The sequence below is a fragment of the Lysinibacillus fusiformis genome (assembly GCF_016925635.1).
Lineage (GTDB): Bacteria > Bacillota > Bacilli > Bacillales_A > Planococcaceae > Lysinibacillus > Lysinibacillus fusiformis_F.
The window spans coordinates 799,793-821,084 of the sequence record NZ_CP070490.1; the positions used below are offsets into that span (position 1 = coordinate 799,793).

Sequence of the window (21,292 nt, forward strand, 5' to 3'; positions counted from 1 at the left end):
TCGCTTAGGCTTATTTACGTTTTGATTTTTTCTTTTTGCCTTTTTTGGCAATGCCCTCATAGAACTTTTGCTTTTGCTTCACGCGTTTTTTAGGACCTGGGCTTGAGTCATCTTTGCGGCGACCACGTGGGTCACGGTCGCTTTCACGACGTTCACCTTGCTTGGCGCTACGACTTCCTCGGTCTTCCTCTTGGCGACCGCCTCTGCGATTGCCCCCACGGCTGCCTCGTTCCTCATCACTGCGTGTGCTTCGGCGACTGCGTTCACCTTTGTTATCGCTGTAATTTTTACGTGCATGAATAACAGTAGGTGCTGCTTTGCGTGTTCGTCCATATGAAGTTACCATTCCAACGATTTCAAAGTCAATGGATGACTCCTCAATAATGACATTGGCCACACGAACGGTTACTTCATCACCAATACGGAATTGGCGATTCGTTCGTTCCCCAATCATAATCATTTGACGATCATCAAAACGGTAATAATCATCTGTCATATTGCTAATATGGACAAGTCCTTCGATTGTGTTTGGTAGCTCCACAAAAATACCGAAGTTTGTAATCGATGAAACAATTCCTTCGAATTCTTCGCCAATTTTGTCGGACATATATTGTGCTTTTTTCAAAGCATCTGTATCACGTTCTGCATCAACAGCACGGCGTTCACGCTCAGATGTGTGATCGGCAATTTCATCCATTGCCATACTCCACTGTGCAATTGTTTCTCTAGATGTATCCTTATTAATTAAATACGTACGAATTAAACGGTGTACGATTAAGTCTGGATAACGACGAATTGGTGATGTGAAGTGTGTATAGAAATCAGTTGATAAACCAAAGTGACCAATGCTTTCAGGATAGTACTTCGCCTGCTGCATCGAGCGTAAGAGCATTGTTGAGATAACAGGCTCCTCTGGCATACCCTCAATGGCCTTTAATACATCCTGTAATGCCTTAGGATGAACCGTATTACCAGTACCTTTAATTAAAATACCAAAGTTTGTGACAAATTCAAAGAAGCGTTGAAGCTTTTCAGGCTTTGGATCTTCGTGAATACGGTATAGGAACGGTACATTCATCCAGTGGAAATGCTCAGCTATTGTTTCATTGGCAGCTAGCATGAAATCTTCAATTAATTTCTCCGCTACTGTCCGTTCACGTAATTCAATATCAACTGGCCATCCTTCTTCGTTCACGATCACCTTGGATTCTTTAAAGTCAAAGTCAATCGCCCCTCGTGTTTCACGTTTACGACGTAAAATACCAGATAGCTCAGCCATATTTTTAAACATTGGAACAAGTGGCTCGTAGCGTTCGATTAGTGCCTCATCCTGCTCCTCTAAAATCATGTAAACGTCCTTATATGTCATACGCTCAGTCGTTTTAATGACACTTTGGAAAATTTCATGTGCAATGACATTGCCATTCGCATCAATAATCATTTCACAAGATAGTGTTAAACGGTCAACCTGAGGATTTAATGAACAAATGCCGTTCGATAAACGATGTGGAATCATTGGGATTACACGGTCTGTTAAATAAACACTTGTCGCACGATCATAAGCTTCAATGTCAATGACTGAGCCTTGCGTTACATAATAACTTACGTCTGCAATATGTACGCCAAGCTTATAAGTACCATCTACATTTTTCGTTACGGTTACGGCATCATCCAAATCCTTTGCATCTGCACCATCGATCGTCACAATCGTTTCATGACGTAAATCACGACGGCCTACTAAATCGGCCTCAGTAATTTCATCTGGCACACGCTGGGCAGCAGCAATGACTTCATCCGGGAATTCAGGTGGAATGTCATGCTTATATAAAATAGATAAAATGTCCACACCAGGGTCATTTTTATGCCCTAAAATTTTCGTAATATAGCCTGTAGCAGATTTTAAATCCTCTGGCCATGTTGCTACCTCAACAACAACCTTATGTCCATCAACAGCGCCTAATGTATCTCCTTTGGCAATAAAGATATCCATTGGTAGCTTTTTATCATCTAAGACAACAAAGCCAAAGCCACGGTTAGCCTGGAATGTGCCGACAAAGCTTGTTTGACCACGCTCGACGACCTTTGTAACCGTACCCTCACGTCGGTCACCGAATGATTCCTTTAAAACACGAATCAGCACGATGTCTCCATTAATAGCGCCATTAATTTCGTGAGGTGGAATGAACACATCATCCATGCCCTCGACATCAGGTGTCACGAAGCCGAAGCCCTTCGCATGTCCGATAAATTTACCTCTTAGCAAATTCATACGCTCCGGTAAGCCATAGCGATTGGAGCGAGAACGTACAACTAACCCTTGCCCTTCCATGCGGACAAGTGTTTTCACAAGCTCCTTGAACTCCTCCGCATCCTCAAAGCCAAATTCATCCTCGATTTCACCGACAGTTAGTGGTTTATAATCCTCTTTGCTAAAAAAATCGAGTAAACGACTTTGTAGTGTATCTTTTTGGTCTTTCATACATATTCCCTCCTTCATGAGAAAATCCTATTTATTATTTATTGTGCCCAATTTAGGCTTTCTAAAAAGCGATAAATATCTTCATGTAATTGATCTTTTTCTTGATCTAATGTAATAACATGTTTTGAGTTTTCATACCACTTGATGTGCTTTTCAAGTGACTCAGTTTGATTATATATAATGTTGGCAGATTCTGTCTCTATTACTTCATCATTTGTAGCTTGTACGACAAAAATAGGCGCATAAATCATGTCAATTTCTTGACGAGTACGGGCTATAAATTCTCGCAACTGCTGTAGAGATGGCATGCCATTTTCAGCAATGAGCGCAACTTCAGCTTCAATTTGTTCTTCCTGTTTCCCTTGGAACTTTTTATAGTCCCTTGCATATTTCAAGACACCCTCAAACATAACGTCGGTTGTACGCATTGTCATGGGGGCGCACATTGTGACAATTCCTTTAACAGGATTATTTAATGCAATGTTTAACGCCATGACACCGCCTAATGAAAGGCCAGCAACGGCAATTTCCTGATAGCCAGCATCCTGTAACTGTTTGTAGGCGGCAACGACATCCTGCCACCAGTCTGCTGGTCCTGTTGTGATTAGTTCTTCTGGTTCCACACCGTGACCTTTATAGTGAGGTGCTAATGTAGTATACCCTTTTTTCTCTAAAAATCTACCAAGCATTCGTACGTCTGCAGAGCTTCCTGTGAAGCCGTGTAATAATAAAACAGCACGTGATCCTGCTTGAAAGAAAAATGGCTGTGATAATGTTTTGTTCACTGTAAGCACTCCTTCATTCTAAAACACTTATACATACTATACCCATTATAGTCATCTCGATGATGTCCAGCGATTGACATTTGGATATTGCGTTACAATTCATTTTTTACTACAGAGAGAGGATTTACCATTTAACAATGATAAAAGAAAACGCCCAACCAATTCGGTTAGGCGATATATCTTCAACTATTAGATTTTTGTAATAGCGATTGCTAAAATAAAGAACACTATAGCTAACACAATTGTTGCACGGTGAAGGATTAAATCCATACCACGCGCTTTTTGCTTTCCAAATAGTTGCTCAGCTCCACCCGAGATGGCACCTGATAAGCCTGCACTTTTACTAGATTGAAGTAATACCACAACGATTAACGCTAATGATACGATAACTAATGAAACTAATACTACTGTATGCATTCACTGCACCTCCCGAACTTTGAAACATCACAACAGACTACATTATAACAAAAAAAGGTTGCCATGACAAACTTAGCTTTATGTTTTGCGGGATTTTTTCCGCTTCATGCCTCTCTCCTTGTCGACTTATGCTACTATTTGTGGATGTCACTCCCTATAAATTAAATTATAATGGCAAAAATGAATTTTTTTGGAGGATGGGAAAATGAATAAAAAAATAACAGCGCTGCTTGTACTATGCTGCATGATTCCCTTTCTTACGGCATGCTCAAAGGCCATTGACATACTTCTTGATGAGGATGATGTAACAACTACGACCTTAGCAGAAGAAACAGAGAATGATATAAAGAAGCCAGAAAGTAAAGCGTTATCTGCTTCTTTTTCACCTAATGATCTTTTCTCTACCTCATTATTTAAGGATGATCCTGCCTTACTACAATTCACTAAAAAAGTAGAAAAACAAGTAGCAAAGTTTGAACAGCACTTTGAAGTCCCTTATACAGGGAAGCTAGCTTTCGAAGATTTTGAAGTGCAGTTGAATGACTTAAATAGCCTCCTGACCTTTGTTGACCCCTATACAGCTGGTTATTTTCTTACTTATGAATGGACTGCTTGGGAAACAGATGATGGCTATTTGGTGGAGTTGTCGATTGATTACTTAACAGATGCCAAGAAGGAGAAAAAGGTCGATCAATATGTAGATGCTTTTGCTGACCAGTATATTACGAAGGAAATGACAGATTTTGAGCGCGCTAAAATTATTAATGATACTGTCGTACAGTTGGCCACTTATACAGAACAAGGCTCTACTGAGGGACAAACGGTTTTTGAGCTAATAGATGAGGAAACTGCGGTATGTCAGGCCTATGCCCTACTAGCTTATCGCCTACTATTGGCTTCGAATGTAGAAGCGAAATATGTTTATGGCTATAGCGAGGATCAGCTGCATGCTTGGAATTTAGTCAGTATCGATGGCAACTGGTATCACCTTGATACAACATGGAATGATGTGGATTCAGCGGAGCCTTATGCGATTTCCTATGAATACTTTTTAGTCAATGATGAAAAACTAAGCCAAGATCATTTATGGGCAAATGAAAACTATTTTGCTGCTACAAATAATGATTATGATTTTATGCATGATATGTGGTATGCCAATACTGTAGATGATGTGATTTATTATAATAGTATCAACGATAATATGGTCTATTCTTATAATTTTGACACCAATGAAAACCATCATATTACAGAAACGGCGTGCTATTATTTAGCTACTTATCAAGAATCCATTTATTGCAGCGACTATGACAATGCTGGTTATTTAACAAAAATTGATGTCCAGGACGGCTCCGAAGAAGTCTTACTCGAAGATGAAGTCCTCAATCTGTACATCGAAGCAGGCACTTTATATTATGAAACGATAGACGGTGCACAACATCAGGAAAATTTGTAACGCTCTCCAAAAGAATCTGTGTGAACCTCTACATAGATTCTTTTCTTCCTCATTATTTACAGAATTACCATACTTCATTAACAAACCTTTAACGCTAGCTTTACACCCTTCCTTTACACTTACAGTTGAATTCATCTAAAGGAGGAAAATCATGAAATACGCAAAAAAATGGACTTCATTGTTTTTAGCAAGTGCAGTGACTTTATCCGCAGTTAGTATCCCACAACAAGAGGTACACGCAGCCGAAGTAAAAAAACCGACAAATGTCATTATGCTTGTGATGGATGGTAGCAGTAATAATGCTGTAACCCTTTCTCGTTGGTATAAAGGTGAAAGCCTCGCAATGGATGAAATTTTATCGGGTGCTATGCGCACGTATTCTGCTGAATCAGCCATTACCGATTCTGCGCCTGCTGCTACGGCATTAGCAACTGGCCATAAATCGAACGATAAATATATAGGTGTGCTCCCATCTGTGATTAACTCCCCTGGATTAGCGCAAATTGCTAAGGAAGATGCCTTCCGACCTGTAGCCAATGTGCTAGAAGGAGCTAAGCAGCAAGGTAAGGCGACTGGATTAATTTCTACTTCTGAAATTCAACATGCTACACCAACTGGTTTTTCTGCGCATGTCAATAATAGAAGTCAATATGGGGATATTGCAGAGCAGCAGGTTTATCAAAATATTGATGTTGTCTTAGGTGGTGGTCTAGAATCCTTATCACCAGGCACAACGAAAAATGCTCGTCAAGATGGTGAGGATTTAATCAAGGTTCTGAATGAAAAAAATTATGATCTCGTTAAAACGCGTGATGAACTATTCAATAGTCAATCCTCAAAAATTTGGGGAAGCTTTGCACCAAGTGCACTTGCTTATGATTTAGACCGCGCTAAAACAAGAGCGTCTGAGCCTACACTTGCAGAAATGACGAATAAGGCGATCAATACGCTGAAAAAGGATGAGGACGGCTTCTTCCTCTTTGTAGAAGGTAGCAAGGTTGACTGGGCAGCACATGCCAATGATACAATTGGTATCATTAGTGATATTTTATCGTTTGATGATGCAGTGAAAGAAGCGGTTGATTTTGCGAAGGAAGATGGTAATACGTTAGTCATTGCAGTAACTGACCATGGAAATAGCGGCATTACGATGGGGAACGCTAACACAACTAGTACCTATTCAAGCATTCCAGTCTCTGCTTACATTGATCCGTTAAAAAAGGCTTCAATGACTGTTGAGGGAGCATTAAGTCAACTAAAAGAAGATCGCTCTAACTTAGTTGAGGTTGCTGCCCTTTATGGCTTAGATTCATTAACTGAGGACGAGCTCAAAACATTACAGTCAGCTAAAGACTTGGGCAATGCAATGGTAAAAATGCTAGCTAATCGTGCGAACATTGGTTATACAACAGGTGGTCATACGGGTGAAGATGTATTTTTATATTCATTTGGTCCTTCTAAATTGACAGGGCTAGTAGAAAACACTGATTTAGCCCATACAATGGCAGGCTTTATGGGCTTCGACTTAAACACATTAACGAATGATTTATATGTGCCAGCGACAAAGGCATTTATGGAAAAAGGGTTTACAACAAAAATCGATTTATCGGATAAAGAAAACCCAACATTTATTGCACAAAAAGCAGATATTACAGTGAAAATTCCGGTCAATAAAAACACCATGATATATGAACAAACTTCCACAAACACGGCAAAGACGCATACATTTGATACAATCAATGTCTACAATGGCTCTGAATTTTATGTATCTAAAAAAGTGATTAATGAAGTGAAATAAAATGAATAGCACGAACATAAGTTGAGATTATTCCCTTATGTTCGTGCTTTTTTTACATAAGATAACCAGCCAATAGTTTGTAAAACCTACACATTCCCCCAGAACCTTAAATTTACCTTAAATTAATCTTATGATTTACTGAATTCATCTTAATTCAGCAACATTTTTCTCCACATTCCGTCAAATCAGTGTTAAAAACATAAGGTAAGGATTTTTAACTAGTAAATTACTATTTTTTGAAAGTTTAATCCTATACTTTTTTTCATTGGAGGTGGACAAATGCAATCCATCAAAAATAATGAGTATTTACGCTTCATTGGCTTCACGCTATTTTATTTGATTGTTTTGGTACTGTTGTTTCTTATACATGGCTTCCATGATATGAACGCTGGACCATTTATATATACGGAATTTTAAATAAAGGAGATTAAAATATGTTAAGTATTTTGGCAGCTATTGAACGTGTGGCCATCCAGCAGCCACAAAAAACTGCTTATCAGACACACAATGCCTCCTTAACTTATAGTGAGCTTTGGCATTTATCGGATCGTATTGCCGATTATTTGATAAAGCTTAACTTGCGGAGACAGCAACCTATTGTCATTTATGGACATATGTCCCCCCTACAAATTGTTGCCTTTATAGGAGCTGTAAAGGCCGGCCATCCATATGTACCTGTTGATTCATCAACACCATCTGAAAGATTACAGCTCATTACAGAAGCTTCTGGAGCAGGTTTAGTATTGACAACAGAGCTATTACACATGCAGATGAACATTCCAGTTATGGCAGTGCATGATATTCTGGATACCTCCTCAAAGGACGTAATCCTATCATCTGCAACATGGGTTCAAGATGAGGATATTCATTATATTATTTACACTTCTGGTTCAACTGGTCAACCAAAAGGGGTACAAATAACAGCTAGTAATCTAACACACTTTGTTATGTGGATGCAGGAGCACTTCCCTTTACAGGAAGACGGCGTATTTTTAAATCAAGCACCCTATTCCTTTGATTTATCTGTTATGGATCTCTACCCAGCTCTTGTTGGTGGACACACGCTTTATGCGATTACACAGCAAGAAATTGCTAATCCAAAAGCATTGTTTGATTCATTAGCGACGTCAAATACTCGGGTATGGACTTCTACACCTTCCTTTGCCAAGATGTGTTTGATGAACAAAGAATGGGATCAAAAACTCATGCCTGCATTGGATACTTTTTTATTTTGCGGAGAGGTTTTACCGATAGCGGTATGTAACGAGTTGATGCTCCGTTTTCCACAGGCAACAATTTATAATTTATATGGCCCTACGGAAACAACCGTCGCTGTATCCTATGTAAAGGTGACGACAGAGCTAGTAGCACGCTTTGAACAATTACCGATTGCCCCTATAACAGAGCCAAACGTATCTGTAGCAGGAGATGGAGAAATTATGATTTCAGGGCCAACCGTTAGTGCTGGGTATTTGGGAGCGCCTGAATTAACAGCGAAAGTTTTCCCAATCATTGATGGCAATCGCATCTATCAAACTGGTGATATCGGCTATGAGCAGGATGGTTATTTGTTCTTTTCAGGTCGTAAGGATTTCCAAGTGAAATTACATGGCTATCGTTTAGAAATCGAAGAAATTGAAAAACAAATTAGTAACCTGCCACCAGTTTCAAGCTGTGTCGTTGTACCTATTTATAAAGAGAAGGAAATCATTTCTCTTAGTGCCCATATTGTTTTACGTGAGCCATTAACAGACGCGGCCTTCAAAACGACAAAGCAATTGAAGGCACTTTTATCGGCGTACTTACCTGCCTATATGATACCGAAAACGTTTAAATATATGGATGCTTTACCATTAAACCCAAATGGTAAGGTTGATCGTAAAGGATTGGCGGTTATGGAAACAGTATGACGCCTTATGGAAATATAGCATTTTTTGTGATCATCGGACTTTTATTACTACCTACCATCCTATTAGGGTTACGAGGCAAATCTTCGAAACGCTATAATCTTTTTGTCTCGGTAATTGTCTTAGCACTGATCTTCGGACATTCATGGAATGGGACCATTTCGCTTGTACTATTTACGGTCTTTCAGGTAGTCCTTATTGTGGCTTATCAGCGTTACCGATTTCAGCAAAATAGCGGCACTATTTTTATAATAGCTGTGTTTTTATCTATATTACCGCTTGTCCTTGTGAAGGTTCTGCCGATTCTCGGGTTACATCATTTATTTGGCTTCCTTGGTGTGTCCTACATTACGTTTAAAGCGGTGCAAATGATTTTAGAAACCCGTGACGGCTTGATGAAAGAGAAAATTTCTGTAGTAGAGCTAGTCTATTTTTTATTATTCTTTCCTACCGTTTCATCGGGACCTATTGATCGTTGGCGTCGTTTTACGAAGGATTTTCATACCGTGCCTTCCTCGGAGGATTACCAAAAGCTGCTGTTGAGTGGAATTAACTATATTTTTGTCGGCTTTTTATATAAATTTATTTTGGCTTATTTAATTTATAACTACACGCTTATTTATTTGCCTAATCATACGTATAACTATTTGACACCTTTTCAGGGGCAACTAGCGTATATGTATATGTATAGCTTTTATTTATTCTTTGATTTTGCTGGCTATAGTGCATTTGCTGTTGGGGTGAGCCGAATAATGGGTATCCAAACACCGATTAACTTTAACCGCCCATTCGCCAGCCGCAATATTAAAGATTTTTGGAATCGTTGGCATATGAGCCTTTCGTTTTGGTTTAGGGATTACGTCTATATGCGCTTTGTCCTTTGGATGACAAAGAAAAAGTGGTTGAAAAATAAATTTGCTATTTCGTATATAGGCTTCTTTTTACTATTCTTTTTAATGGGTATTTGGCATGGTCTCGAATGGCACTTTGTGGTCTATGGACTCTATCATGCCCTATTGATTATCAGCTTTGATAAATTTGAACGCTGGAATAAAAAGCATAAGCGTTGGCCAAAAAATAAATGGACGCATGCTATTGGCGTAATCATTACGTTTCATGCCATATGCTTTGGCTTCTATATTTTTTCTGGCACATTATTTTAAACAAAGGGCTGTAAGAGCCTGTTCACTAAAGGAGAATTATTAATGGATCAACAACAAGTTTTAGAAATGCTAGTCGAGTTATGTGAAGATGAAATTATTGTAGAAAACCCAGATATTGATTTATTTGAAGAAGGTTTACTAGATTCGTTTGGAACAATTAATTTATTAGTTGAAATTGAAAATCGTTTTAATATTTCAGTACCTATTACTGATTTCAATCGTGAAGAATGGAATACGCCTAATCGAATAGCAGGGAAATTAGCTGAAAGACAATGATCAAAAAAGGCTTTCTTTCTTTATTTATTGCATTCGCTCTTTTTACTGGCTTTGTCTTCTTTCCTAATGCTTGGATTAAAGCCTGGATATCCAATGAGGATGTGGAGCAAGCCAAAACTAACATGTCTCCACTTGTATTTCAAGGCACATATTTACAGGAGCGAATGTTGCAGGAGCCTAGTTCCATGCCTCTATATGGCTCCTCGGAATTAAACCGTTTTGACCCGTTCCATCCATATAATTATACGCGAGCAATTAACGCTCCGTATTCGACATTTATGATTGGACGTGGGGGCATGCAGTCCATTACCCACTTCCTGAATTTTGCAGCACAAGAAAAGAATTTAAAGGATAAAAAAGTGGTCTTTATCATCTCCCCGCAGTGGTTTACAGAGAAGGGCATGGGTGAATTTCACTTTTCACCGAATTACTCCATGTTACATGCCTATGATTTAGCTTTTAATCAGGAGATGGATGCCGCTCTTCGTAAACGAGCAATGGAGCGTCTGCTAGAATTTGATACCGTCAAACGGGACCGTCTCTTAAAGACCATGTTTCAATATCAAATGTCTAACGGCAAGGAAAAGCCAATTACTGGACGTATGGCCATGGTCGCAGGTCGTTTCCACAAGGAATTGCTAGAAAAGAAGGATTTATATTATTCCCTTTTCCCACGTAAAGGTCATGCATTAAAAAGTAATGACAAGCTCATTGCCAATCAAAGCTTTGAACAACAATTGCAGCATGCAGAGGCATATGGTGAGAAACGTGTATCCAATGACTATATGATTGAAGATCGCGCCTATCAGCGACTTGTAAATGCTAAATTTTCAAAGTTTAAAGATATACGGAAAAAAGAGGATTATACAAACTCTCCTGAATATGAGGATTTCCAACTAGTAATAGATGTTTTAAAGGATGCAGGTGCCAAGCCACTATTCGTGTCCATTCCGGTTAATGGCTATTGGTATGATTATAATGGCTATCCTGAGGAGCGTCGTCAAAAGTACTACGATAAAATGGAGCAAGTATTACAGGACGCGAATGTTGCCTATGTTGATTTTTCAGATCATGAATATGATCCTTATTTTATAATGGATACGATTCATATTGCTTGGAAGGGCTGGGTCTATCTCGATCAAGAACTAGATCAACATTGGTCACAGCCATAAAAAATAATCAGGACAGTCTAGCATTACTAGACTGTCCTCATGCTGTTGAAAAAAGATGATGTCAACGGCAGAAAAAGCAACTTTGCAAGGTGAGAGGTTGATTTCCGTTCCACCAGCGTCCTTTCCAGGGGGCGTCCGATGAGCCGCTTCACACTCACTTACGTTCGCTCCAGGGTCTCCTCTGTGACGCTAAATCCCCTAGGAGTGACGCTGGCTCCACTCCAATCAACCATTCTGCAAAGTGTCTTTACTTTTTTTCATACTAGCATAGCAATCAAATAGCCCAATATCTGTATTCTTAGGGGGGATAGGATTTTTATTTTCAATGTGGAGAAGTGATGCGTGCTAACACCCCTCCATAAAGAGTAGTGAACACCTTTACTTTATTTGAAAACCTTTGCTAAAAAGGTAACACTTTTGTAGGTTGAAGTGGAAGGCTACTTGACTCCCGTGGGATAGCGAGACAGGCGAGCCCCTGCACGGAGCGATAGCGGAGGAAGCGGCTCGGCGCTCGCCCACAGGAAAGCAAGTAGCCTGCAACGGAAACCATTTTCACCTTTCACAAAAATTCTATTGATGGTTTTGTTTTTCAACAATATGAGGACAGTCTAGCATTACTAGACTGTCCTTTCTTATTATCGTAAGAGACCTTTTATGTAAACCGCCATTTGCTTGCTTATATCATTTAGTTTTTCAATGGCTTCACTAAATTGTTGAACCTGCTCTGCCTGATCATTTGAGGCTGCTTCGATTTGCTCCATGCTTTCCATAAGTGCTTGAATATTACTCGTAATCGTTTTAAGAGAGGTTTCAATTTGTTCTGTTGCTGTAGCTGTCTCACTAGAAAGCTTCCTTACCTCTTGCGCTACGATGTTGAAACCTGCACCGTATTGGCCTGCTCGTGCCGCTTCAATCGAGGCATTTAAGCCCAATAAATTAGTCTGTCTCGAAATCGTTTTAATAAAATCTGTTACTTCATTAGAACGAGAAGAATTTTCTAAAGCATGTCGAGATTTTTCTGTAATAGTTTCACTCGTTGCAGACAATTCTTCAGAATGTGCAGCAATCGTATGTACTTTTATTTGTAGTTCTTGAATAATAGCTTGCAAACTGCCCATAAAACCTTCCACTTTTTCTTGCGCATCAACTGGAAAAATTAGGCTTAATACGGCTACAACTTTACCATTTTCACGCACAGGATAAAGCTCACTATTCATTGCAATCCCAAAATACTCTTTTGGAATGCTACGCTTTAAAATTTGTCCTTTTGTGACACTATGAAAATCAGGTGTATCCTCAAGAATAGTCCCTACTTGTAAATTCGTTTTGACTCTTGTCCCCTCTAATACAAACAGGACTTTTCTTTCCTCTGCACAATTAATAGTCATTGCTATTTCCTTCTTAAAGACTTCATGAAAAATCGGCAACGTCTCTTCTAATGATTGAATAATCCCCATATCTCTATCCCCCTCTATTTTTCTTTATTATACTAGACTGCTTAGGGTATACATACTTTGAGGTATTTTTTGTCTATTATTTAAGGTTGTAGAACGATTGTAAACCAAGGTACTCAGCTGTGGAACCAAGTTGATCTTCAATGCGAAGAAATTGGTTGTATTTTACTACACGGTCTGTACGTGATGGAGCACTTGAGCATGAACCTTGATTTATTATGGTCAATTCTATGAAGTCTACAATAAATTTGGGAGTCTTAGTGAACACAAAAACTTGAAATATCGGATTTCGCTTGTTCCGCATTGTATGGTCCAAATTATGACCTCGCATGAATAGTTGAATCGCCAAACTCTTTTTGTACACGTTCTTCAATCCATAGGCTTTTGCGTTCAAAGTGATAATTAAATGATAAAGTTCTTTGTCTGTTAGCGGTCTTTCTTCATTCATAAATAAAACCCTCCACCGATAATTTTTTTGTATCTTAGTAATTGGTGGATTTTGTGTAATAAAAATTAATGATAACAAACAGAAAAATTTACATACAATTCAAAGACTCACCTATTTTTCATCTGTGTAAAATTGTTCAATATACTGTTCTTCTTCCTCGGGCGATAATAAACGAGTTGCTCTTCCTGAATTTGTTGTGTCATCGCCACCTTGCATTTCCCAAATTTTGTTATGGTCGTCAACGGCGTTTGAAAAATCACCTTTCGACCATCTTTCCAATATTGAAATGTAAAGATCTTTATATTTATAATCGTTCATTTTAACTACAGTTAACAATCGGTCAACTTTTTCTTGTGTTATTCGCTCACGCCCCCATTGAGAAGCAGCTTTCACTTTTTGGTGAGACATGCTATGGATGGTTTCATTTACTTTCATTTCCATTAAATTATCAGGATAAAGCAATTCTTCTTTTGTAACTTTTTTATCTTCAAGCGCTACTCCGTCAACAGTTATAGTGGCTCTTTCTTTTTTGGCAACAGGTTTTTCCATTTGTTCGGTGGATTTAATGTAACCAAAAATCCCTCCAAAAATGACCAATACTGCAATGATAACAATTGCAGATTTTGTTTTTCTCTTCATGTTATTAACTCCTCCTTGTAATTTATATCATTATGCAATTATGTATTGGTTTATATTATGTAATTAGGATAATAATAACAGAATTTTGAAACAAGGTTCAATGAAAAACTATAGTACAAACACTGTTCTTAGATAATGGTATATACATTGTATACAGCATGTTAACCAACGCAAAATTGCGTTCGTTGATTAAATACAACTGATACAATTTTGTATGCGTTAATATAGGTAAGTCCATCATAGGTGCTCTCTATAGAGGAGAGTACCTCCATGCGTAAACACTGCTGAGGTATCTAGCATTTTGCTAGGTACATAACGTTTTTACAAGGCGGTCCTGTTTTGCGACTCCCTCCAAGGGTCTGAATAATGTTACGAACCTTCTAATTACTATTCGTATCCTTTTCACCAAGGGTGTGCGTAATGTGCATACCTTTCATCACACAACGATTCGGTGCGTGCCATGATGTTTAATGTGACATATTCTTCCGCCACCAAATACGTGTAAAACGACCTCAACGATTTAATTACAGTGTTAATGTAAGTCGCCTTTTTACCAAGATTTAATTGATGTTGAATATATTTTTTTACATGAACTGTAGAAACGTCTTCAATTTCATTCACCTCATGAAACTCGTCCAGATATTGAATGAAGTGAGTTATATTGTAGTTATAAGTTTCTGTTGTTCTAATTGAATAATTTTAATCTGTAATTAGCATGTAAATTCTTTTAATCAATCTTTGATAAGCAAATAAAAAACCCCCAATCTACAAGTGTTTATCACACTTATAAATCAGAGGTTGAAACAATACATACGTATTGCTAAATTCACCTAAATGTACAACATAGTTCAAATTGTATAAAAAGGTTGTGTATTACTAAGTTCAAAGCATTTTTTCTTAAATCAAATGCTTATTTTATATTATAGAATGAATTTAAACCAAGATACTCTGCTGTTGAACCAAGTTGATCTTCAATGCGAAGAAGTTGGTTGTATTTAGCTACACGGTCTGTACGTGATGGAGCACCTGTTTTAATTTGACCAGCATTTGTTGCAACAGCGATATCAGCAATTGTTGCATCTTCTGATTCACCAGAACGATGAGAAATAACCGCTGTGTAGCCTGCACGTTTCGCCATTTCAATTGCTTCAAATGTTTCAGTTAACGTACCGATTTGGTTTACTTTGATCAGGATTGCATTTCCTACGCCTTGCTCAATACCAGCTGATAATTTTTTCGTATTTGTTACAAATAGGTCATCACCTACTAATTGTACGCGACTGCCGATACGGTCTGTTAATAGCTTGTGTCCAGCCCAATCATTTTCGTCTAAGCCATCTTCAATTGAAATGATTGGATATTTGTTTGTTAACTCTTCGTACCAATCAACCATTTCTTCAGAAGTTTTTACAACGCCTTCACCATCTAAGTGGTATTTGCCATCTTCTTTATTGAATAGTTCAGAGGATGCTACGTCCATTGCAAGTTTTACTTCTTCACCTGGTTTGTAGCCCGCTTTTTCAATCGCTTCTAAGATCACTGTAATCGCTTCTTCGTTAGAGCCAAGGTTTGGTGCGAAACCACCTTCATCACCTACTGCTGTGTTGTAGCCTTTTGCTTTTAGAACAGCCTTTAGGCTATGGAAAATTTCAGCACCGATGCGTACTGCATGACGGAAAGATTCTGCACCAACAGGCATAACCATGAATTCCTGAATGTCTACATTGTTATCTGCGTGAGCTCCACCATTTAGGATGTTCATCATTGGTACTGGTAATTGTTTAGAGTTGAACCCACCAAGATATTGATAAAGAGGTACATCTAAATAATCTGCCGCAGCATGTGCGACTGCCATGGATACACCTAGAATTGCGTTGGCACCTAGCTTGCCTTTGTTTTCTGTGCCATCTAGCTCGATTAAAGCTTTGTCAATGACAACTTGATCAAGAACAGAATAGTTACCTTCTAATTCTTCCGCAATAATTGTGTTTACATTTTCAACTGCTTTTAATACACCTTTGCCTAGGTAACGAGATTTGTCACCATCGCGTAATTCTACCGCTTCGTATTCACCTGTTGATGCACCTGATGGTACGATTGCGCGGCCAAATGCGCCTGATTCTGTAAATACTTCAACCTCTACTGTTGGGTTCCCACGTGAGTCTAAAACTTCGCGCGCATAAACTTGTGTAATAAATGGCATAATTAATTCTCCTCTTTTTCAATTAATGATTGTCCTGTCATTTCAGTAGGCTGTGACACCTGTAATAATTCTAACATGGTTGGCGCTAAATCGGCTAAAATACCACCATTTCTTAACATTATATTTGGTTTTGTCACAATTACTGGAACAGGATTTGTTGTATGAGCTGTCATTGGCTCACCTGCTAAAGTTAACACTTCATCAGAGTTGCCATGGTCAGCTGTAATAATAGCTGCACCACCTTTTGCAAGGAGCGCATCTACTACTTTCCCTAAGCATTCATCTACTGCTTCAATGGCTTTAATTGTTGGCTCCAGCATTCCACTATGACCAACCATATCAGGGTTGGCAAAGTTAAGAATAATGCCATCAAATTTTTCAGCCTCAATTTCTGCAAGTAAGGCTTCTGTCACCTCATAAGCAGACATTTCAGGTTTTAAATCGTATGTCGCCACCTTTGGAGAAGCAATTAAAATTCGTTCTTCACCTGGGAATTTTTCCTCACGTCCACCACTCATAAAGAATGTAACATGTGGATATTTTTCAGTTTCCGCAATGCGCAACTGTGTTTTCCCATTCGTCGCTAATACTTCACCAATTGTATTTTTCAAGTTGTCATTTTCATAAGCAACCTGTGCGTTGACTTCATCACTATAATGTGTGAAGGACACAAATTTTAAATTCTTTGGATGCTTTGCAGATATTGCAAAACCATCGAATGATTCATTTGTAAACACTTTTGATAGCTGAATCGCACGATCAGGACGGAAGTTAAAGAAAATCACTGCATCATGATCGCCAATTGTTGCTATTGGCTCACCATGCTCTTGAATGCTAAATGGAATGACGAATTCATCTGTCACTTCACGCTCATAGGATGCTGCTACACCACTTTTGGCACTTTCTGCTGTTTGACCAACACCATCCACAAGTACATTATAAGTGAGCGCAACACGATCCCAACGTTTATCACGATCCATTGCATAGTAACGTCCATGAATCGAAGCAAATTGCCCTATGCCTATTTCAGCCATTTGCTTTTCTGTTTCTTCGATAAAGTCTAATGCCGTTGTTGGTCCAACATCACGACCATCTAAGAAGCCATGTATATAAACTTCATCTAATCCCTGCTGTTTAGCTAGTTTTAATAGCGCAAACATATGCTCATAATGACTATGAACACCACCGTCTGACAATAAGCCCATAACATGTAGCTTTGACTGATGAGCTTTAACATGTACTACTGCATCTAAAAAGGCTTGATTCGTAAAGAAATCTCCATCGCGAATGGATTTATTTAAGCGTGTTAAGCTTTGGTAAACAATACGTCCAGCACCGATGTTTAAGTGCCCCACCTCTGAATTTCCCATCTGTCCTTCAGGTAATCCAACGGCTTCTCCCGCTGCTGTTAATGTCGCATGAGGGAATTGGCTCCAATATCGATCGAAATTTGGCTTATTCGCCTGTGCTACTGCATTCCCGAATGTTTCATCTCGAAATGCAAAGCCATCTAAAATAATTAATGCTACTGGCTTTTTAGGCATTTGCTGCCGCCTCCAATAATGTTAAATAAGATTCTGGTTGTAAGCTTGCTCCACCAACTAAAGCACCATCAATATGTTCTTTCGATAAAAGCTCCTGAATGTTATCAGGCTTCACACTACCGCCATATTGAATGCGTACAGCATTCGCAGTTTCAGCGTTATAGAGCTCTTCGATTACTGCTCGAATCGCTCCACATACTTGGTTTGCATCGTCTGCCGTAGCAGTTTTACCAGTACCAATCGCCCAAATCGGTTCATATGCAATGACCATATGCTCTACTTGCTGTGCTTCAAACCCAGCAAGTGCCGCTTTAATTTGACCAGCAACTTTTTGCTCTGTTGTGCCAGCTTCACGTTCCTCTAGCGTTTCACCACAGCAAATAATAGGTACGATAGTATGTGCAAGTGCTGCTGCTACCTTTTTATTAATCGCTTCGTCTGTCTCATTGTAGTATTCGCGACGTTCTGAGTGCCCTAAAATGACATAGTCAACATCTACACTTGCTAGCTGTGCTGGACTAATTTCACCAGTAAAAGCACCTTCATTTTCATAGTGCATTGTTTGTGCACCAATCGCCAGCTCTGATTCACTAGCAACTTGCACAAGTGTAGGTAGGTAAAGAGCTGGTGCGCAAATAACAGCATCTACTTTGTCATTGGAAGGAAGTTTTTCCTGTACAGCATCTACAAATTGAATAGCTTCTTCAAATGTTTTAAACATTTTCCAGTTACCTGCAATAATTGGTTTACGCATCATTTTGCCTCCGATTAGCTTATTTATCGTTTAGTGCTACAATCCCTGGAAGCTCTTTGCCTTCCATTAATTCTAAGGAAGCACCGCCACCTGTAGAAATATGATCCATCTTATCTGCTACTTCAAATTTTTCAACTGCCGCTGCCGAATCACCGCCACCGATTACCGTGTAGCCTGCAGTTGTTGCCATTGCATCAGCAACTGTTTTTGTGCCGTTTGCAAATTTGTCCATTTCAAAGACACCCATTGGCCCATTCCAAATGATTAATTTAGAGTTTTTAATAACTTCTGCATAGTTTGCAGCTGTTTTTGGACCAATATCTAGGCCCATCCAATCAGCTGGAATAGCCTCTACATCGACGATTTGTGTTTCAGCATCCTGTGAAAATTCATTTGCCACAACAGCATCGACTGGCATATGTAATTGCACGCCTTTTACTTTTGCCTTTTCAATAAAGGACTTTGCTAGCTCAATTTTATCTTCTTCTAACAATGATTTACCGATATCATGGCCTTGTGCCTTAATAAATGTAAAGGATAAACCTCCACCGATAATTAGGTGATCTACTTTCTCTAACAGGCTTTCAATAACACCAATTTTATCTTTTACTTTGGCACCACCAATAATGGCTGTAAATGGATGCTCAGGGTTAGACAAGGCTTTACCTAGTACATCTAATTCCTTTTGCATTAGGAATCCAGATACAGCTGGAATATGCTTAGCAATTCCTTCTGTAGAAGCATGTGCTCGGTGGGCTGCACCAAAAGCATCATTGACATAAATATCTGCTAGCTGAGCAAATTGCTGTGCTAATGTCGGGTCATTTTTCTCTTCACCAGCATGGAAGCGTACATTTTCAAGCAATAGAATATCTCCATCTTGCATGTTTGCAACGGCTTCTTCCACCGCTTGCCCAATGGATTCATCAAGCTTCGTAACAGGCTTGCCCATTAATTCAGCTAAGCGAATGCCAACAGCTGTTAAACGCATGTCTTCCTTTACTTCACCCTTTGGACGACCTAAGTGAGAAGCTAGAATAACTTTAGCACCCTGCTCTACTAAATACTCAATTGTAGGAATAGCTGCACGAATACGTGTCTCATCCGTAATAGAACCATCTGCCATTGGCACATTAAAATCTACACGTACAAAAACGCGTTGACCCTTTACATCGATATCTTTCATTGTTTTCTTATTTAACATGAAGAAACTCCCTTCAAAATTTATTTTAGTCTTACACCCTTGTGTTTTACCCATCTTGGCTCTACACCATGCTTACTAAATTGAAAAGTCATTTTGGTACTTTTTCAGGGTCACTATCTAGTGTGATTATGATTCTCCAACTTTTGATAATGAACCCTAATACTTGTTTTTATAGTAGCAAAAGTTACCTTCTATGTCTTGCAATCACCATGTATCAATTACGCCTTAGCGTAATTGCGTCCAGATTTTTTTCGAGCTTGCTCTAAAAGCTCCTCTTCAAAATCTGTGACATCTGCTGGGGCTTTTATCTTGATTCAGTTTGTGTTTGGACACCCGCTGAATCAAAGAGAGCAATTTGTGTATTCATCTCACCACCTATGGAGGTGGGCGTTTTCTGCTAAATCTAGATAAAAAGGAGTAAGGGTTATCCCTTACTCCCAATACCCTTGTATATTATATCTATTCGATATTATAAAGGCTATACTTTTTGTGCATAAAAAGCAGTAATATGTCACACTTTTTACTCAAAATGTCGAAATATGATACTTATTTATGGTTTAATCCTTGTTCAGCAATGTATAAAGCTAGGTCCATTAAGCGAGTAGAGTAACCAATTTCGTTATCATACCAAGCTAAAACCTTCACCATTTTGTTTTCTAATACCATTGTTGAAAGACCATCTACAGTAGAAGAATGATGGTTACCGTTATAATCGATTGATACTAATGGTAGCTCATTGTAATCTAAAATGCCTTTTAATTCATTTTCAGAAGCTTCTTTTAATGCTGCATTAATCGTTTCTTTCGATACATCTGCTTTTAGCTCCACAACTAAGTCAACACATGATACGTTAGGTGTTGGCACACGCATAGAGAAGCCATCTAGCTTACCTTTTAATTGTGGTAATACTTTTGAAACTGCTACTGCTGCACCCGTTGTTGTTGGAATCATAGAAACCGCCCCAGCACGTGCACGACGTGGATCAGCGTGTGGGAAGTCTAGAATTCGTTGGTCATTTGTATAAGAGTGAATTGTTGTCATCATACCGCGTTCAATGCCAAATTTCTCATCAAGCACTTTAGCTACTGGTGCAAGACAGTTTGTTGTACAAGAAGCATTGGAGATGACATCATCAGTTGCTGGGTTATAATCCTCATGGTTTACACCCATAACAAATGTAGGCATTGCCCCTTTTGCTGGTGCCGATAGAATGGCTTTTTTCGCGCCTGCTTCAATATGCTTGCCTACTTCTTCCATTGAACGGAATCGACCAGTACATTCAAGCACTACGTCTACGCCTAATTCGCCCCATGGTAATTGTGCAGGATCTTTTTCAGCATATACTTTTACACGTTGGCCATTTACTACGAAAGAATCTTCATCTGCATTGACTTCAGCATCATAGATACCGTGTACTGAATCATATTTCAATAAGTGCGCAAGCTGACCAGCATCTGTTAAGTCGTTTACGGCTACTACTTCAATTTCATCATGCTTCATTGCCTCACGAAATACTAAACGTCCAATACGTCCAAATCCATTAATCGCTAATTTTAATGCCATTGTTAATTCCTCCAATAATGTGTATTGTCTGTC

At 38.9% G+C, this 21,292-nt stretch carries 18 protein-coding genes and 1 pseudogene; 7 read left to right on the forward strand and 12 right to left on the reverse strand.

The genetic code is table 11. From position 1 onward, the window contains the following. Window positions 1–10: 10 nt before the first annotated feature. The 3 genes from rnr to secG form a co-directional block, all read right to left on the reverse strand. On the reverse strand, window positions 11–2,479 hold the full coding sequence (rnr, locus tag JTI58_RS04060) for a ribonuclease R (protein ID WP_205445390.1): 2,469 nt from the start codon (window positions 2,477–2,479) through the stop codon (window positions 11–13). A gap of 38 nt (window positions 2,480–2,517) precedes the next feature. Next, entirely contained in the window at window positions 2,518–3,264 is a 747-nt protein-coding gene (locus JTI58_RS04065; RefSeq protein WP_205445392.1) for an alpha/beta hydrolase, read from the reverse strand. Window positions 3,265–3,453: 189 nt separating this feature from the next. Next, window positions 3,454–3,681: a preprotein translocase subunit SecG gene (secG, locus tag JTI58_RS04070; protein WP_205445394.1), complete on the reverse strand. Its 228-nt coding sequence runs from the start codon at window positions 3,679–3,681 to the stop codon at window positions 3,454–3,456. Between the two features lie 205 nt (window positions 3,682–3,886). Between secG and JTI58_RS04075 the strand changes: the two genes are divergently transcribed. The 7 genes from JTI58_RS04075 (at window position 3,887) to dltD (ending at window position 11,450) form a co-directional block, all read left to right on the forward strand. After that, window positions 3,887–5,134, forward strand: a complete 1,248-nt coding sequence (locus tag JTI58_RS04075) for a transglutaminase domain-containing protein (protein WP_205445396.1) — start codon at window positions 3,887–3,889, stop codon at window positions 5,132–5,134. A gap of 151 nt (window positions 5,135–5,285) precedes the next feature. After that, a complete protein-coding gene (locus JTI58_RS04080; protein ID WP_205445397.1) occupies window positions 5,286–6,932 on the forward strand; it encodes an alkaline phosphatase in 1,647 nt (548 codons plus the stop codon). A gap of 279 nt (window positions 6,933–7,211) precedes the next feature. Next, window positions 7,212–7,349, forward strand: coding sequence for a teichoic acid D-Ala incorporation-associated protein DltX (locus tag JTI58_RS04085; RefSeq protein ID WP_004228095.1), 138 nt, complete (start codon window positions 7,212–7,214; stop codon window positions 7,347–7,349). A gap of 17 nt (window positions 7,350–7,366) precedes the next feature. After that, window positions 7,367–8,842, forward strand: a complete 1,476-nt coding sequence (gene dltA, locus JTI58_RS04090) for a D-alanine--poly(phosphoribitol) ligase subunit DltA (RefSeq protein WP_205445399.1) — start codon at window positions 7,367–7,369, stop codon at window positions 8,840–8,842. Further along, window positions 8,839–10,002, forward strand: coding sequence for a D-alanyl-lipoteichoic acid biosynthesis protein DltB (gene dltB, locus JTI58_RS04095; protein ID WP_205445400.1), 1,164 nt, complete (start codon window positions 8,839–8,841; stop codon window positions 10,000–10,002). The genes dltA and dltB overlap by 4 nt, the downstream gene beginning before the upstream one ends. 42 nt (window positions 10,003–10,044) lie before the next feature. Then, window positions 10,045–10,278 carry a D-alanine--poly(phosphoribitol) ligase subunit 2 gene (gene dltC / locus JTI58_RS04100; RefSeq protein ID WP_016994756.1) on the forward strand — a complete coding sequence of 78 codons (234 nt, stop codon included), beginning with the start codon at window positions 10,045–10,047 and terminating at the stop codon, window positions 10,276–10,278. Beyond that, window positions 10,275–11,450, forward strand: a complete 1,176-nt coding sequence (dltD, locus tag JTI58_RS04105) for a D-alanyl-lipoteichoic acid biosynthesis protein DltD (protein WP_205445401.1) — start codon at window positions 10,275–10,277, stop codon at window positions 11,448–11,450. Before dltC ends, dltD begins: the two co-directional genes overlap by 4 nt. Before the next feature lie 635 nt (window positions 11,451–12,085). On the opposite strand, the gene JTI58_RS04110 is transcribed toward dltD, so the two are convergent. The 9 genes and pseudogenes from JTI58_RS04110 to gap all read right to left on the reverse strand — a co-directional run bounded on the left by JTI58_RS04110 (window position 12,086) and on the right by gap (window position 21,259). Then, a complete protein-coding gene (locus JTI58_RS04110; protein WP_205445403.1) occupies window positions 12,086–12,907 on the reverse strand; it encodes a methyl-accepting chemotaxis protein in 822 nt (273 codons plus the stop codon). A gap of 76 nt (window positions 12,908–12,983) precedes the next feature. Next, window positions 12,984–13,103: pseudogene (locus JTI58_RS25185) on the reverse strand (hypothetical protein); the annotation flags it as partial. Between the two features lie 360 nt (window positions 13,104–13,463). Continuing rightward, window positions 13,464–13,991, reverse strand: a complete 528-nt coding sequence (locus JTI58_RS04120) for a DUF6241 domain-containing protein (protein WP_205445405.1) — start codon at window positions 13,989–13,991, stop codon at window positions 13,464–13,466. A gap of 402 nt (window positions 13,992–14,393) precedes the next feature. Next, complete coding sequence (locus tag JTI58_RS04125; protein ID WP_347709117.1) at window positions 14,394–14,681, reverse strand: site-specific integrase; 288 nt, start codon at window positions 14,679–14,681, stop codon at window positions 14,394–14,396. 220 nt (window positions 14,682–14,901) lie between these two features. Next, window positions 14,902–16,194 carry a phosphopyruvate hydratase gene (gene eno / locus JTI58_RS04130; RefSeq protein ID WP_205445407.1) on the reverse strand — a complete coding sequence of 431 codons (1,293 nt, stop codon included), beginning with the start codon at window positions 16,192–16,194 and terminating at the stop codon, window positions 14,902–14,904. A 2-nt stretch (window positions 16,195–16,196) separates the two neighbouring features. After that, window positions 16,197–17,738: a 2,3-bisphosphoglycerate-independent phosphoglycerate mutase gene (gpmI, locus tag JTI58_RS04135; protein ID WP_205445408.1), complete on the reverse strand. Its 1,542-nt coding sequence runs from the start codon at window positions 17,736–17,738 to the stop codon at window positions 16,197–16,199. After that, a complete protein-coding gene (gene tpiA / locus JTI58_RS04140) occupies window positions 17,731–18,492 on the reverse strand; it encodes a triose-phosphate isomerase (protein WP_205445410.1) in 762 nt (253 codons plus the stop codon). The genes gpmI and tpiA overlap by 8 nt, the downstream gene beginning before the upstream one ends. A 19-nt stretch (window positions 18,493–18,511) precedes the next feature. Beyond that, a complete protein-coding gene (locus tag JTI58_RS04145; RefSeq protein WP_205445412.1) occupies window positions 18,512–19,696 on the reverse strand; it encodes a phosphoglycerate kinase in 1,185 nt (394 codons plus the stop codon). Window positions 19,697–20,242: 546 nt separating this feature from the next. Further along, window positions 20,243–21,259 carry a type I glyceraldehyde-3-phosphate dehydrogenase gene (gene gap, locus JTI58_RS04150; RefSeq protein ID WP_205445414.1) on the reverse strand — a complete coding sequence of 339 codons (1,017 nt, stop codon included), beginning with the start codon at window positions 21,257–21,259 and terminating at the stop codon, window positions 20,243–20,245. Window positions 21,260–21,292 lie beyond the last annotated feature (33 nt).

Coding starts and splice junctions, on each gene's coding strand:
- dltA (WP_205445399.1), top strand. CDS start 7,367: ATGTTAAGTATTTTGGCAGCTATTGAACGTGTGGCCATCCAGCAGCCA.
- JTI58_RS04110 (WP_205445403.1), bottom strand. CDS start 12,907: ATGGGGATTATTCAATCATTAGAAGAGACGTTGCCGATTTTTCATGAA.
- dltB (WP_205445400.1), top strand. CDS start 8,839: ATGACGCCTTATGGAAATATAGCATTTTTTGTGATCATCGGACTTTTA.
- JTI58_RS04145 (WP_205445412.1), bottom strand. CDS start 19,696: ATGTTAAATAAGAAAACAATGAAAGATATCGATGTAAAGGGTCAACGC.
- gap (WP_205445414.1), bottom strand. CDS start 21,259: ATGGCATTAAAATTAGCGATTAATGGATTTGGACGTATTGGACGTTTA.
- JTI58_RS04080 (WP_205445397.1), top strand. CDS start 5,286: ATGAAATACGCAAAAAAATGGACTTCATTGTTTTTAGCAAGTGCAGTG.
- secG (WP_205445394.1), bottom strand. CDS start 3,681: ATGCATACAGTAGTATTAGTTTCATTAGTTATCGTATCATTAGCGTTA.
- JTI58_RS04075 (WP_205445396.1), top strand. CDS start 3,887: ATGAATAAAAAAATAACAGCGCTGCTTGTACTATGCTGCATGATTCCC.
- dltC (WP_016994756.1), top strand. CDS start 10,045: ATGGATCAACAACAAGTTTTAGAAATGCTAGTCGAGTTATGTGAAGAT.
- gpmI (WP_205445408.1), bottom strand. CDS start 17,738: ATGCCTAAAAAGCCAGTAGCATTAATTATTTTAGATGGCTTTGCATTT.
- JTI58_RS04120 (WP_205445405.1), bottom strand. CDS start 13,991: ATGAAGAGAAAAACAAAATCTGCAATTGTTATCATTGCAGTATTGGTC.
- tpiA (WP_205445410.1), bottom strand. CDS start 18,492: ATGCGTAAACCAATTATTGCAGGTAACTGGAAAATGTTTAAAACATTT.
- rnr (WP_205445390.1), bottom strand. CDS start 2,479: ATGAAAGACCAAAAAGATACACTACAAAGTCGTTTACTCGATTTTTTT.
- eno (WP_205445407.1), bottom strand. CDS start 16,194: ATGCCATTTATTACACAAGTTTATGCGCGCGAAGTTTTAGACTCACGT.
- dltD (WP_205445401.1), top strand. CDS start 10,275: ATGATCAAAAAAGGCTTTCTTTCTTTATTTATTGCATTCGCTCTTTTT.
- JTI58_RS04085 (WP_004228095.1), top strand. CDS start 7,212: ATGCAATCCATCAAAAATAATGAGTATTTACGCTTCATTGGCTTCACG.